Annotated in this window: 9 protein-coding genes and 1 pseudogene; 7 read left to right on the forward strand and 3 right to left on the reverse strand. The window is 67.8% G+C overall.

Annotated elements, in window-relative coordinates:
* Positions 1-78 precede the first annotated feature (78 nt).
* From CEB94_RS36590 to CEB94_RS36620, 7 genes are all read left to right on the forward strand, one after another.
* Positions 79-996 carry a carbohydrate ABC transporter permease gene (locus tag CEB94_RS36590; RefSeq protein ID WP_175436239.1) on the forward strand — a complete coding sequence of 306 codons (918 nt, stop codon included), beginning with the start codon at positions 79-81 and terminating at the stop codon, positions 994-996.
* Entirely contained in the window at positions 996-1,964 is a 969-nt protein-coding gene (locus CEB94_RS36595; protein ID WP_175436240.1) for a carbohydrate ABC transporter permease, read from the forward strand. Before CEB94_RS36590 ends, CEB94_RS36595 begins: the two co-directional genes overlap by 1 nt.
* A 128-nt stretch (positions 1,965-2,092) precedes the next feature.
* A complete protein-coding gene (locus CEB94_RS36600; protein WP_218945953.1) occupies positions 2,093-3,433 on the forward strand; it encodes an ABC transporter substrate-binding protein in 1,341 nt (446 codons plus the stop codon).
* A 168-nt stretch (positions 3,434-3,601) separates the two neighbouring features.
* Positions 3,602-4,558 carry a MurR/RpiR family transcriptional regulator gene (locus CEB94_RS36605; RefSeq protein WP_175436242.1) on the forward strand — a complete coding sequence of 319 codons (957 nt, stop codon included), beginning with the start codon at positions 3,602-3,604 and terminating at the stop codon, positions 4,556-4,558.
* Between the two features lie 62 nt (positions 4,559-4,620).
* Positions 4,621-6,384 carry a glycoside hydrolase family 35 protein gene (locus CEB94_RS36610; RefSeq protein ID WP_218945954.1) on the forward strand — a complete coding sequence of 588 codons (1,764 nt, stop codon included), beginning with the start codon at positions 4,621-4,623 and terminating at the stop codon, positions 6,382-6,384.
* A gap of 118 nt (positions 6,385-6,502) precedes the next feature.
* Positions 6,503-8,755, forward strand: a complete 2,253-nt coding sequence (locus CEB94_RS36615; protein ID WP_175436243.1) for an FAD-dependent oxidoreductase — start codon at positions 6,503-6,505, stop codon at positions 8,753-8,755.
* Between the two features lie 64 nt (positions 8,756-8,819).
* Positions 8,820-9,632 carry a DeoR/GlpR family DNA-binding transcription regulator gene (locus tag CEB94_RS36620; RefSeq protein ID WP_175436244.1) on the forward strand — a complete coding sequence of 271 codons (813 nt, stop codon included), beginning with the start codon at positions 8,820-8,822 and terminating at the stop codon, positions 9,630-9,632.
* Positions 9,633-9,704: 72 nt separating this feature from the next.
* Here the strand turns inward: CEB94_RS36620 and CEB94_RS36625 are convergent, their stop codons facing one another.
* From CEB94_RS36625 to CEB94_RS36635, 3 genes and pseudogenes are all read right to left on the reverse strand, one after another.
* A complete protein-coding gene (locus CEB94_RS36625) occupies positions 9,705-11,195 on the reverse strand; it encodes a family 43 glycosylhydrolase (protein WP_175436245.1) in 1,491 nt (496 codons plus the stop codon).
* Between the two features lie 294 nt (positions 11,196-11,489).
* Positions 11,490-11,834 (reverse strand): annotated as a pseudogene (locus CEB94_RS36630) (carotenoid oxygenase family protein); the annotation flags it as partial.
* Positions 11,835-11,929: 95 nt separating this feature from the next.
* Positions 11,930-13,423, reverse strand: a complete 1,494-nt coding sequence (locus tag CEB94_RS36635) for a glycoside hydrolase (protein WP_175436246.1) — start codon at positions 13,421-13,423, stop codon at positions 11,930-11,932.
* Positions 13,424-13,675 lie beyond the last annotated feature (252 nt).

Here is a 13,675-nt window from a genome sequence, read left to right on the forward strand (position 1 = left end):
ATAAATTTGAATCCCTTCGGTTGGTCGGCGCAACGCCAGGTCCCTGCCGTCGTGCGTCTCAGCAGCTCTGGAGTTCCTATGAAGAAGTCGGGCCCATCAGCCCTCGGGGTGCCCGCGGCCGCGCGGCAGCCCTTGCGGCGACGGCTCACCGGGTGGGCGTTCGTCCTGCCTTTCACGGCGCCGTTCCTGCTCGCCGTCGTCGCGCCGATCCTCTACACCCTCGGTCTGAGCCTGTTCCAGGAGCGCCTCATCGGTGGAGTGTCGTTCGTGGGGTTGGACAACTATCGCGACCAGCTCAGCGATCCCCAGTTCTGGGCCGCGGTCGCCCGGGTCGGCCTCTACCTGCTGATCCAGGTGCCGCTGATGATGCTCCTGGCGCTGGCCGCGGCCCTGGCGATCGACAGCGTCAAGCTGTACGCACCGGCGATCTTCCGGCTCGGCATCTTCCTTCCCTATGCCGTGCCGGGTGTGGTGGCCACCCTGCTGTGGGGTTACATCTACGGAACCCAGTTCGGCCTGGTCGGGGACGTCGAGCAATACCTCGGCATCGCGCTGCCGGACCCCCTGTCCAGCACCCTGGTCATTCCGTCCATCGGCAACATCGTGCTGTGGCTCTACGTCGGCTACAACATGCTCGTCATCTACGCCGCGCTCCAGGCGATCCCCTCCGAGGTCTTCGAAGCGGCCAAGCTCGACGGGGCCAGGACCTGGCACGTCATCGTCCACGTCAAGCTGCCGGCCATCCGCTCCACGGTGGCGGTCACCACGATGTTCTCCGTCATCGGCGGATTCCAGCTCTTCAACGAGCCCAACATTCTGCGAGGACTGGTGCCCAACGTCATCACGAGTGACTTCACGCCCAACATGTACGCGTACAGCCTCTCCTTCGCCGGACAGCAGTACAACGCCGCCGCCACCGTCGCGGTGATCATGGGCGTCGTCACCGGCGTGTTCGCGTTCGTCGTGCAGCGGCGCGGCATGAGGGGAGTGGCGTGATGCTCACCGCGAACCCGAACCCGAACCCGGTCCACACCGAGGCCGCCCACGCGGCGCCCGACAGTCGGCGCACCCAGCCACCGGCCCGCCGCGTCAGGCGCCGGCAGCCCGACGGCGGATCGAAGAAGCCGCGCCGCTCGGTCCTGCTGACCGTGCTGATGACGCTTCCGCTCCTCTACAGCCTGATGCCGCTCGTCTGGCTCGCGATCAACTCGACCAAGTCACGCGAGCAGCTCTTCTCCACGTTCGGGCTCTGGTTCGGCGACGACTTCGCCCTGTGGGACAACATCGTCGGTGTCCTCACGTACAACGACGGCATCTACCTACGGTGGCTCGCCAACACGGTGCTGTACGTGGCGGTCGGCGCCATCGGGGCGACCCTCCTGGCGGCACTCGCCGGATACGGACTGGCCAAGTACGAGTTTCCCGGCCGGCGCGCCTTCCTGGCCGTCGTCGTGGGAGCCGTCGCCGTACCGAGCACGGCACTGGCGGTGCCCGCCTTCCTGCTCTTCGGCGAACTCGGCCTGACGAACACGCCCTGGGCGGTCCTGATCCCGCTCCTTGTCACCCCGTTCGGCCTGTTCCTCCTGTACAGCTACGCCAACGAGGCCGTACCGAACGAGATCCTCGACGCCGCCCGCGTCGACGGCGCGGGCGAGTTCCGCATCTTCTTCACCATGGCGCTGCGCCTGCTCTCCCCCGCGCTCGTCTCCATCTTCCTGCTGGAAGTGGTGAGCGCCTGGAACAACTACTTCCTGCCGCTCATCATGCTCAACGACCCCTCGTGGTTCCCGATGACCGTCGGCCTGAACCAGTGGAACAACCAGGCGGCCACCGCCGACGGCGAGGTCATCACCCACCTCGTCATCACGGGCTCGTTCCTGACCATCATCCCGCTGATCATCATCTTCCTCGTTCTTCAGCGCTTCTGGCGCTCCGGCCTGGCCGCCGGCAGCACGAAGGGCTGACGCCGGAGCGACGGCACACTCCGCCATCGCCACCCGGTCTCCTCTCACCCCTCGCAGTGCCTTGTGACACCTACACCCCGGAAAGAGCTTCGTCCGGGCGCTCCAGCTCCATGGAAAGGGACATCCCCGTGAACAACAGACTTCGCCTGCTCAGAACGACATCCGTGCTCCTCGGCACGGCACTCACCGCGGTGAGTCTGGCCGCATGCGGCGGCGGCACCAACGACGCCTCCAAGCCGGATATCGTCAGCGAGGAGGAGATCCAGAAGGCCCTCGACAAGCCCACGGAGCTCACCGTCTGGAGCTGGTCCGCAAGCCTCCCCGACGTCGCCAAGGCCTTCGAGAAGGAGCACCCGAAGATCAAGATCAAGGTGCAGAACGTCGGCACCGGCGCGGAGCAGTACACGAAGCTCCAGAACGCGATCAAGGCGGGCTCCGGTGGGCCCGACCTAGCCACCGTCGAGTACAGCGCGATACCGCAGTTCGCCCTGTCCGGCTCGCTGGTCGACCTGCACAGGTTCGAGTTCGGCAGCCTGGAGAAGGAATTCACCAAGGCCACCTGGGACGCCGTAAACGTCAACGACGGCCTCTACGAGCTTCCTCTCAACGCCGGCCCGATGGCGCTCTTCTACAACAAGAAGACCTTCGACAAGCACGACATCGCTGTGCCGAAGACCTGGGACGAGTACATTGACGCGGGCCGCAAGCTGCACGCCGCCGATCCGAACAGCTACATCGCTGCGGACAACGGCAACGCCGGCCTCACCGAAAGCCTCATCTGGGCGGCCGGCGGAAAGCCCTTCAGCGCCAACGGCGACAAGGTGAGCATCAACCTCCAGGACGCCGGCACCAAGAAGTTCGCCACGACCTATCAGAAGCTCATCGACGAGAAGCTGCTGTCACCCGTCGCCGGCTGGAGCAACGAGTGGTACGCGGGCCTGGCCAAGGGCAACATCGCCACGCTGCTGTCCGGAGCTTGGATGGGGGGCACGCTGAAGTCCGGCGTGCCCGACGGGGCCGGTGACTGGCGGGTGGCCCCTCTGCCCACGTACGACGGGAAGCCGGCGAGTTCCGTGAACGGCGGCGGCAGCCTGGCGATGCTGAAGCAGAGCGAGAAGCAGCTCGCCGCCGCGGCCTTCCTGCGGTACGTGAGCGCCGGCAAGGGCGCGGACATCACCCAGGCGACGGGTTCCTTCCCGGCCCGCACGAAGGTGCTCGAGTCCGAGAAGTTCCTCGCTGAGAAGGACCCGTACTTCGGCGGCCAGGAAGTGAACCGCATCTTCACCTCCTCGCTCGGCGCCGTGCACGAGGGCTGGCAGTACCTTCCCTACGACGTCTACGCCATCAGCATCTTCAACGACAAGGTGGGCAAGGCGTTCACCGGATCGCTCACGCTGCAGGAGGGCCTGAACGCCTGGCAGAAGGCGCTGGTCGCGTACGGCACCGACCAGGGATTCGCCATGAACTGACGAAGGCGGAACAGGGCGGGCCGTCCGGAGGGGCGGCCCCGTCACCGCCGTCGGCGGAGGCCGGGCCCGGTCCGGTGACCGGTCGTCCGAGCAGGCATAACCTGGCACTCCGATCGGGACGTCCTGGAGGAGTGAAAAGTTGTTCGAGTCGTCATGGGGGAGCAGTCTGTGAGCCGCACACCGAACCGGGGCCGGGACGACTCGGCTCCCGCGGGGAGAAGGCGCGCCGAAGGAGTGGGCGAGGTCAGCCCGCTCGAATTGCTGAGAACCGAACTGCCGGACCTCACCGGAGCCAAGCTGCGCGTCGCCGAGGTGATTCTGCGCAATCCCACCGTCGCGGGCCGGAGCTCCATCACGTGGCTCGCGCAGGAGGCCCAGACCTCCGCGGCGACCATCACCCGCCTGTCGACCGCGCTCGGCTTCGACGGATTCCCGGAACTGCGGGCCGCCCTCGCCCGGGAGCACGGACGGGACATGCAGGCGGGCTGGGAGAAGGACATCGGCTCCGCCATCACCCCGGAGGATACTCCCGCGAAGGTGCTCAGCACGCTGGCCGCGAACCAGTTCAGCGCGGCCCGCAACGCGACGGCGTCGGTGGACCTGGAGGCCATGGCACAGGTGGCGGACCGCATCGTGTCGGCCGGCCGCGTGCAGCTCTTCGGCGAGTGGGGGGACGCCCCGCCGGCCCAGGAGCTGTACCTGCGGCTGTTCCGGATCGGCATCCCGGTCTGGTTCGACGACGGCGCCTACTTCGCCCAGGTCGGCGCGAGCCTGCTCGGCGAAGGAGATGTGGCCCTGGTCGTCTCCCGGTCGGGCGAGAGCCCCATCGCCATGAAGTTCGTCGAGGTGGCCCGCGACCACGGCGCACTGACCGTGCTGATCACGGGCGATCCGCAGTCCCCGCTCGCCGCGGCGGTCGATGTGCCCCTGCACACCGGCACCGGAACGGGGAACTCCTGGACGGACTACTTCGCGGGAAGGTCGAGCGACTCCCTGGTCGGCGCCCTTCTGTGGGCGCTGGTAGCCCAGCGGGTCCCCGACCGGATCTACGACCGGATGAACCGGGGTGACGATTCCGGGCCTGGTGCCCGCGGTCAGGACTTCTTCAAGGACACGATGCACTGACCTGATGCACTCCACCCCTGCCCTTCACCTCACGCCACACCCACATGAGCCACCTTGACCGGATGGACACCACACCCATGCCCGAACTGACCATCACCGACACGGATTTCCGCATCGGCGACGAACCACTGCAGATCATCTCCGGCAGCCTGCACTACTTCAGGATCCACCCCGGACAATGGGCCGACCGGCTGCGCAAGGCACGCCTGATGGGCCTGAACACGGTCGACGTCTACGTGCCGTGGAACCTCCACCAGCCGCACCGGGGCAGCCCCCTCACCATGGAGGAGGGACTGGACCTGCCCCGGTTCCTGGACCTGGCCGCCGCGGAGGGCCTGTACGTACTGCTCAGGCCCGGCCCGTTCATCTGTGCCGAGTGGGAGGCCGGCGGCCTGCCGGCCTGGCTGCTGACAGAACCCGACATACGACTGCGCACCTCCGACCCTCGCTACCTGGAGCCGGTGGAGCGGTACTTCGAGCAGCTGCTGCCGCTGATGCGCCCCCACCTCGCGACCCAGGGCGGCCCGGTGATCGCCGTCCAGGTCGAGAACGAGTACGGGGCCTCGGGACTGCGGGACACCGCCTACCTGGAGTGTCTGGTCGCCGCGCTCCGCGCGGGCGGCGTCGACGTCCCGCTGTTCACATCGGACCAGGCGGGCGACCTCGCCGACGGTGGTCTGCCGGACATCCTGCGGACCGTGAACTTCAGTGGCAACGCCATGAAGAACCTCGCGACCCTGCGCGAGCACCAGCCCGCGGGCCCGCTCATGTGCGCGGAGTTCTGGTCGGGCTGGTTCGACAGGTGGGGCGGCGGGCACGAGACCCGGTCGGCCGCGGCGAAGGCCGAGTCCCTGGACGAGATGCTGTCGTCCGGGGCCTCCGTGAACATCTACATGGTGCACGGCGGCACCAACTTCGGCTTCACCAACGGCGCCAACGACAAGGGACGTTATCGGCCCACCGTCACGTCGTACGACTACGATTCCCCGCTCGACGAGGCCGGAGACCCCACCGAGAAGTACTGGCTCTTCCGCGACACGATCGCCAAGTACGCGCCCCTGGCCGCGGAACCGGTGCCCGCGGCAGGACCCAAGCTCGCCCTCGAAGGCATCCGGCTCACCGAACACGCCTCGCTGCTGGCGCAGGCGAGCCGGCTCGGCGCCCCGCGGCGAGCGACGACGCCCCCGACGATGGAAGAGCTGGGCCAGAACTTCGGGTTCGTCCTGTACGAGACGGTGCTGCCGAGCGCAGGTGCGGGCATGCTCCGTACGGCAGGGGTACACGACCGTGCCCAGGTCTTCGTGGACGGGCAGCCGATCGGCACCCTGGAGCGGGAGAGCGAGGAGACCGCCCTCAGTCTGAGGTCGCCGGCCCCGAACGCCAGGCTCTCGATCCTCGTCGAGAACCAGGGGCGGGTGAACTACGGTCCCCGTCTTCGGGACTGGAAGGGAATCGCGGGACCGGTCACCTTCAAGGGGGACACCCTGACCGGCTGGACCGTCACGCCGCTGCCCCTGACGGCCCTCGACGGCCTGTCGTACGAGGGTCAGGACATCGAGCCCGGCCCGGCCTTCCACCGGGGTACCTTCGACGTGCCCCAGGTCGCTGACTCGTTCCTCCACCTTCCGGGCTGGAGCAAGGGCAACGCCTGGATCAACGGGTTCGCGCTCGGCCGCTACTGGTCACGGGGTCCGCAGCGTTCTCTGTACATGCCCGGGCCGGTGCTGCGCGAGGGAGCCAACGAGATCGTTCTGCTCGAACTGCACGGCGTCGGCGACCCGGTGGCCCATCTGCGCCAGACGGCGGACCTCGGTTTTCCCGAGTGAGTACGCACGGGTTTCGCGCAAATTTTTTGCTGAGATCATGCACAGTTATACGCAGACAGATAATCCATTTCACTTTACTCCGAACCAAGAGCGCATCCGCGCAAGAAGGCGAGCTGCCATGCAACGGCTCTCGGTCGACACCGACGTCACCGTCGTAGGGGGAGGCCTCGCCGGTGTCGCGGCCGCCATCGGCGCGGCCCGGACCGGTGCCAGAGTGGCCCTGATCAACAACCGTCCCGTACTCGGCGGCAACGCCAGCAGCGAGGTACGGGTCTGGGTGTGCGGGGCCACCGCGCACGGCGCTCAGAAGTACGCGCGCGAGACCGGCGTCATGGGTGAACTGTTCCGTGAGAACCAGTACCGGAACCCGGAGGGCAACCCCTTCCTCTGGGACCAGGTCGTGCTCGACGCCGTCCGCGCCGAGCCGAACATCCGGCTCTACCTCAACACCGACGTGCGCGAGGTGGAGGCCGACGGCAGCGACGACCGACGGACCGTTCGCGCCGTCACCGGCTGGCAGATGGGCTCGGAGCGGATCATCCGCTTCTCCGCGCGCATGTTCGTCGACGCCACCGGAGACGGCCTGGTCGGCGCTCTTGCCGGAGCGTGGCACCGCACGGGTCGGGAGGCGGCGCACGAGTACGGCGAGGAGTGGGCACCCGACCAGCCCGACTCCGAGATGCTCGGCAGCACGATGTTCTTCTACACGAAGGACACCGGGGAGCCGGTGCGCTTCGTCCCGCCCTCCATCGCCAAGGACGTCGCCGCCACCTCGATCGTGCGCAGGCGCCCCATCAGGGCGAATGCCAACGGATGCGACTACTGGTGGATCGAGTACGGCGGAGACCGCGACGTCGTCGCCGACCACGAGGAGATCCGCGACGAACTGTGGGCCGTGATCTACGGCATCTGGGACCACATCAAGAACTCAGGGGAGTTCGACGCGGACACCCTGACCCTGGAGTGGGTCGGCTCGGTGCCGGGGAAAAGGGAGTACCGACGATTCGTGGGCGACCACGTGCTCACGCAGCAGGACGTCATCGAGCAGCGCCGGTTCCCCGACACCATCGGCTTCGGCGGCTGGTCCATCGACCTACATCCGGCAGGTGGCATGTACGCCGAGGAGGACGGTTCCAAGCACCTCTACCCGGCCGGCCTCTACCACATCCCCTTCCGCAGCCTGTACTCCCGCAACACCGGCAACCTCCTCTTCGCCGGCCGGGACATCTCGGCGACCCACGTGGCGTTCGGCACCACACGGGTGATGGCCACCTGCGCCGTGACGGGCGAGGCCGCGGGGGCCGCGGCGGGCCTCTGCGTACGGGACGGCCTGAGTCCCCGCCAGTTGGCCACGGACCACATCGATCTCCTCCAGCGGACGCTCCTGCGCAACGACGCCTCGCTGCTCGGTGTCGAATGGCACGATCCGGCCGATCTGGCCGCGTCCGCGCATGTCACCGCGTCGAGCGAACTGCGCACGCTGTCCGTACGGCCACGCCCGGGCGAGGAGCCGAGCCGCCACTCGCTGGACGGGCAGGACGTGGGACTGGTCCTCCCGGTCCAGCCGGCCATCGAGTCCGTAGAGGTGCTCCTGGAGGCGTCCGAGGCGACCGGCGTGCGGCTCGAACTGTGGTCCACGGGCGGTGGCGAGAACCACATACCGGTCGAGAAACTGGACGAGGCGGTGGCCCGTGCCGAGGCCGGCACCCACTGGGTGCGCGCGCCGTTCGGTCACAAGGCCCCCGACGGCGAGAACGTGGTCCTCCTGCTCCGGCGCAACCCCGCAGCGGCCCTCCTCGTCGTCGACCGGCCGGGGCCCTACGGCGTCCTGGCACTGGTGAGCCGTACCCCCCGGACGGTCACCGGGCGGCCGCAGTCCAACGCGTGGTCCGCGGAGGAACTGCGGCGGCGCTGCCCGGCGGTGGTGGTGCACGGCGACAGCAGCGCGCTCGCCGCGGTGCAGGTTACCGGCCCGCTGCAACGTCCGTACCACGGACCGCGCATGTGGTCGTCCCAAGCGCTCGCCATCGATCCCCGGCCGTGGGTCAGGCTCGACTGGGACGAGGTGCAGGAGATCGGCTCCTTCGACATCATCTTCAACGACGACGTCGACATCGACCTGATCAACCTCCACCACCATCGCACCCCCTTTCCCGTCATGCCCGAACTGGTCAGGGACTACCGGGTGGAGGCGTTGGTCGACGGGGCCTGGCAGACGGTCGTCACCGTCGAGGACAACCGCGAGCGGCGGCGGTCGCACGTGCTCGGGGAAAGGCTCCGGGCCACGGCCCTGCGGCTGACGGTCCTGGCCACCAACGGATCGGAGTGGGCAACGGTCGTCGCTCTGCGCGTCTTCGCCACGGAGCACTGATGTCACGGCGTTCGCGGACCCCGGTCCGCGAACGCCGGGTTCTATACGGCGTGTGGAGTAACCGATGAGTGGCCGAACACAGGATGCGCGCATCTCCATGGTCCTGACCCTTCTCGCGCGACGGGGAGAGCTACAGGTTCGTCTGCTGCCCGCGATGCTCCGCGTCTCCGGGGCCACCGTCCGCAGGGACTTGGCAGTGATGGAGGAGACGGGGCTCATTCGGCGGTCGTACGGCAAGATTGCCGCGGCGCGCCGCGACGGGGAACTGCCCGTGAGCCTGCGCCGCTCGCGGAACGTCGAGGCGAAGCGCCGCATCGGGGCCCTGGCCTCCTCGCTCATTCCGTCCCGCCCTCTCACCGTGGCGCTCGGCGGCGGCAGTACCGTGGGCTTCGTCGCCAGGAGTCTGGCCGGCCGGTCGGGTCTGACGGTCGTCACGAACAGCCTCGACACGGCGTCGTCGCTCATGGCGCGGCAGGTGGTCGATGTCGTGGTCACCGGTGGTACCGCGCGACCGCTGTCCAACGACCTTGTCGGAAAAGCCGCCGAGAAGACTCTGCGCTCCTACCGGTTCGATTTCGCGGTGGTCGGTGCGGACGGGCTCGGCCCGGAGTTCGGGCCCACCAGGTACAGCTCGCGCGGTGCCGAGATCGACCGCGTCATGCTGGAACAGGCGGAGCACGGCATCGTGGTCGTCGACAGTTCGAAACTGGGCCGGGTGCAGCAGGCGAAGACCGCCGACATGAGATCCATCGACACCGTCGTCACCGACTCGCAGGCGAACGCGGAGATGGTGGCCGCGCTCCGCCGGATCGGCGTCCACACGACGCTCGTGATGATTCCGGCCGGCGTCGCGAGCTCACGTATGCGCTCGGCCTGACCCCGGCCGGAGCGCTCAGCCCGTCGCCGCGGCGTCCCTCGAGGGACGCCGCGGCGATCTGTTCGAGGTCGCTCAGGTCGTGGGCCACACCGAGACGTTGTCGATGTTGAGCCACCCTCCGGCGTCCGCCCAGACCCCGAGGTCCGCCTTGCCCGAGGTCACGGTGAAGGTGATCTTCTTCGTCGCCCACTCGTACTGGCTCGTGTTCACGTGGACTCGGACGGGCGTGGTCGAACCGTGGTTCTTCACCTCGACGTAGGCGTTCTTCTGCCCCCCGCTGGACCGGTAGTCGAAGGACAGTTCGTAGGTGCCGTTCGGCAGGGACAGGTGCTGGCTGACGTACCCGGAGTACACGCTGAGCTGCCGGTTCTTGCGATCCGTGCAGGGGACCGCGCTGGACTCCTGGGTCTCGGCCGAGGAACCGGCCTTGACCACCCAGTTGGTCACGGGGCCGGCGGCGGCCTGGTCGAAACGGCCGTTGGCGACCCGGTTGCCGGTGATCTTCCCCCTCACCACGTCGACATCGACGTCGGTGTTGCCGTGCAGCACCGGCGCGCCCGCCTCGAACGTCAGCGGGTACCAGGCGTTCAGGCCGACGCCTCCGGGCGCCTTCGTGGTGTCGTCGCAGTAGAACTGCGAGTACCGGTCGCCGTTGTAGAGGTACGACGTCCCCTGCGAGCCGACGACGGGAATGATCTGTTCGAACTGCGTGCCGAAAGAGTTGGCCGACCCGGGCCGTGTCACCACGCGCTGCCAGGAGCCCTGGCTCCACCCGGCCGAGGTCATGGCCGTGCTGGTGCGGTACGACGTGGGCGTGGCGTCCCACCAGTCCATGCCCGAGGCGAACAGGTAGTAGGTCGCACCGACCTTGACGATCGCGGGCGCCTCGGTGTGGGCCGAGTTGCTCGCGGACCAGATGGGCGGCTCATCGGCCACCGCGGTCCAGTCGGCGTTCAGCCGCGCGATATTGACCGTCTGGTTGATGCCGGTGCTGGTGTCACCGATGTAGACCAGGTACGCGTTCGGTCCGTCCACGAAGACCGAGTGGTCGCCGGTGGTGTTGCCGTTGACCTTGACCGAGTTCTGGGTCGTCGGCGTGTAGGTTCCGTCGACCGTCGGGCTTGTTGCGAAGAGCATCTGGTTGCGTCCGCCCGGACCGTCGTTGACTTCGACCACCAGGACGAACGTCCCGTTCGGGTTGCGCATGAGCTGGGGGCGTCCGAGCCACCGACCGGTCGCCAGGGGGCCCGTCGTGCCGGACTGGCTCAGGATGGGGCCCTCGAACTTCCAGTTCTCCAGGTCGGTCGAGCTGTACAGGTTGACCGCCTTGGGCTGCCCCTTCACCAGCCTCTGGCCCACCCAGTAGTAGGTCGAGCCCACCTTCAGGACGTTGCCGCCCTGCGCGAGGATCGGGTTGCCGTCGGTGTCCTTCCAGACGGTGTCGTTGGCTATGACCGAGTCGGGGACCGTCGCATGCGCGGGTGCGCTGAGGCTGCCGGTCAGCGCAAGGGCCAGCGCGGCGGTCAGAGTCGTGAGGTAAGGGGCGCGTGTTCGAACGTTCATGGGTTCTCCAGTGAACAGCGGCTCAAAGTTGCAAGAAATTATCACGATGACAGCGATATTGAGCCGCTACTGAAAGAGATTTGTTCCCCCGCAAAGCCTGCGTCCACGACGGAGCCCTGCTGAAGCCTCACTCCGCGCCGATTGCTCGGGCGTGGTGAGCAGTCGCGCGGCGCGGGGGCCGGTCGCCGTCCCTCTGGCTCACTCTTCGGTGGGCAGCCACGTGCCGTGCAGCCCCAGGGGGACACGGACGGGGATGCGGACTCGGGCGACCGGTCCATGGGCGGGGTCGTCGGCGTCGGGCCCGGGGAGCAGCATGGATTCGAGACCGCCCCACAGGGCCCGTCCGGCCTTCTCCTCGGCGATCATGGCGGGAGTGCGCACGAAGCGGTTGCGGTAGCGGGCGCGGCCCTGCGACAGCCACACGCCGTGGATCATGCCGTCACCGTCGAGCGGATACAGGTAGCTGCCGACCGGCGTGAAACGGGGGTTGGGACCGTTGCGCAGGTAGACGCCGTCCAGCTCGGCAGGCAGCTCTCCCGTGATCTCAAGATCCACCGCGTCGACTTCCTCGGTGACAGGGGCGAAGCGTCCGTTCAGGTGTGCTGTACGCGTGGGGTCGAAGGCGGTGCGCGCGGCCATGGCATCCTCCCGAGGCCGCATACGGGCACTCGAACAGTCAAGTACCGGCCGTTGCCCCCTGCCACTCGTGCCCCGGGCACGGCGCTGCCCTCGCCCTACCTGAAGACGCCCTCCACCTCCACAGTCTGGACACACCGAGCATTGATCGGGACGGTCAGCGACTTGCCGTTCAGTGTCGCCGAACGGGCGGCGTAGGCATCGCCGGCGCCCGTGTTCCAACGGTTCACCACACCGTTCCTGCCCGTGACCGTGGTGAAGCGCGAGAGGTCGAAGGTCAGGTTGGTGAGCGTGGTGGTCGAGTTGTTGGCGGCGACGATGACAAGCTTGTTCGCCTTCTCGTCGAGAGCCGCGGCCGCGGAGCTGACACCGGTGTCCAGCATCTTCATCCCGGGGCGGATGTGCCGGCTGAACTGGGCCATGAGGTGGTACTTGCTCTTCACCGCACCCACCGTCGGCACCGGGTTCGTGGCGTTCGGCGGCGTGTACTGGATCATGGCCCAGTTCTCGTTGGTGTCCAGCGGCTGCCAATACGCCCAGGCCGTCGGATGCAGCGCGTACAGGTCGCTCAGCAGGCCCGCCGCCATGGAGAATCCTCCGGGGTCCGCGTTGCCGTTCTCGGAGCTCCACAGGCTCTTGCCCGAGGCGTTGACAACCTCGTCGTAGAGCAAGCCGCGGGGCCCTCCGCCCTCCTGGTAGCCATGAACGTTCACCCGGTCCACGAGGGCCTTGGTCGAGGAGCTGAAGGCGCTCCAGGTCGCGCGCGCGTGGTCGATGCTGGTCTCGTCCGACGCCGCGATGCGCATCGACGTCAAGTCGCGCCTGTCGAGTTCGCGGCGGAGGTGCGAGAGGACGGCGGCCTGCACGTCCCGGCTCATGTAGCAGCCCTCCTGCTTGCACGTCGCGTACCAGTAGGAGGCACTGGGCTCGTTGAAGGGCTCCACTGACACGAAGTCGACGCCCCAGTTCTGCCTGGCGTACAGCGCCACTGCGGCAAGGTGGGAGGCGTGCTGTCGGTAGTTCCAGGACTGCAGGTTGTTCTGGTACGGGTTGGGCGCCCCTGACGGGTTGTGGTTGACACACATCCACCACATCGGGGAGTTCGCGAACAGCTCGCTGATCGCTCCCCGTTGCGTCGCCTTGACCAGCATGGCCCGCTGCGCGGCGTCGGCGCCCCACTTCCAGGCCGAGGACGTCGGGTCCTCGTTCCGCCAGTCCTGCCAGAAGCCCTCGATCTGCCGGTGGGGGAGGATGTTGGGGGAGGCGACCATCCGGGCCCCGTTCACGTCGTTCCAACTGCACGCGCCGAGGTTGTAGCGGGCGATGTTCAGATTCAGGCCGGGAAGCGACGTGCCGTTGACGTTCACCCATTTGTCGGTGAAGAAGAGGTCGGCGAAGACGTCGGCGTACTCGGCACTGTTCCCGAAGACCTTCGCCCACCAGGCAAGGGACGTGCCCCAGCCCTCCCAAGTGCCGTAGTCCTTCGAGGGGTCGACGGCGATCGTCGCGTCCGCGCGCGCCGTGCCCATGCCCAGCATGCTGCCGAGGACACCGGCGCCCGCTGCGGCCAAGAGTGTTCTTCTTCGCGTCATCAGGGTGTCTCCGTTCGATCGGTCACCGGTGGTCGGACTGGTTATCCGGCAGACCTGGTTGGCGAGGAGCATCAGCGTCGATGTGCGAGCTCGTCCAGTCCTGTGCGCTTTCATCAGCGAAGTGCTCACGACCGATGAGCGGTGACACGGCCCGTACGACAACACCGGACCGCCGAGGGTCACGTCGCCGCGGCTCTGGTCGCGGGGTCGAGCCGAAAGCAGAAAGGCACGTCGGGCCCTCCGGGGAGAGAC

The organism is Streptomyces hawaiiensis, assembly GCF_004803895.1.
Taxonomy (GTDB): Bacteria; Actinomycetota; Actinomycetes; order Streptomycetales; family Streptomycetaceae; genus Streptomyces; species Streptomyces hawaiiensis.

Bases quoted from the DNA above. Each gene is read 5' to 3' on its own strand.
- CEB94_RS36590 (WP_175436239.1), top strand. From the start codon at position 79: ATGAAGAAGTCGGGCCCATCAGCCCTCGGGGTGCCCGCGGCCGCGCGG.
- CEB94_RS36595 (WP_175436240.1), top strand. From the start codon at position 996: ATGCTCACCGCGAACCCGAACCCGAACCCGGTCCACACCGAGGCCGCC.
- CEB94_RS36610 (WP_218945954.1), top strand. From the start codon at position 4,621: ATGGACACCACACCCATGCCCGAACTGACCATCACCGACACGGATTTC.
- CEB94_RS36615 (WP_175436243.1), top strand. From the start codon at position 6,503: ATGCAACGGCTCTCGGTCGACACCGACGTCACCGTCGTAGGGGGAGGC.
- CEB94_RS36620 (WP_175436244.1), top strand. From the start codon at position 8,820: ATGAGTGGCCGAACACAGGATGCGCGCATCTCCATGGTCCTGACCCTT.
- CEB94_RS36625 (WP_175436245.1), bottom strand. From the start codon at position 11,195: ATGAACGTTCGAACACGCGCCCCTTACCTCACGACTCTGACCGCCGCG.
- CEB94_RS36635 (WP_175436246.1), bottom strand. From the start codon at position 13,423: ATGACGCGAAGAAGAACACTCTTGGCCGCAGCGGGCGCCGGTGTCCTC.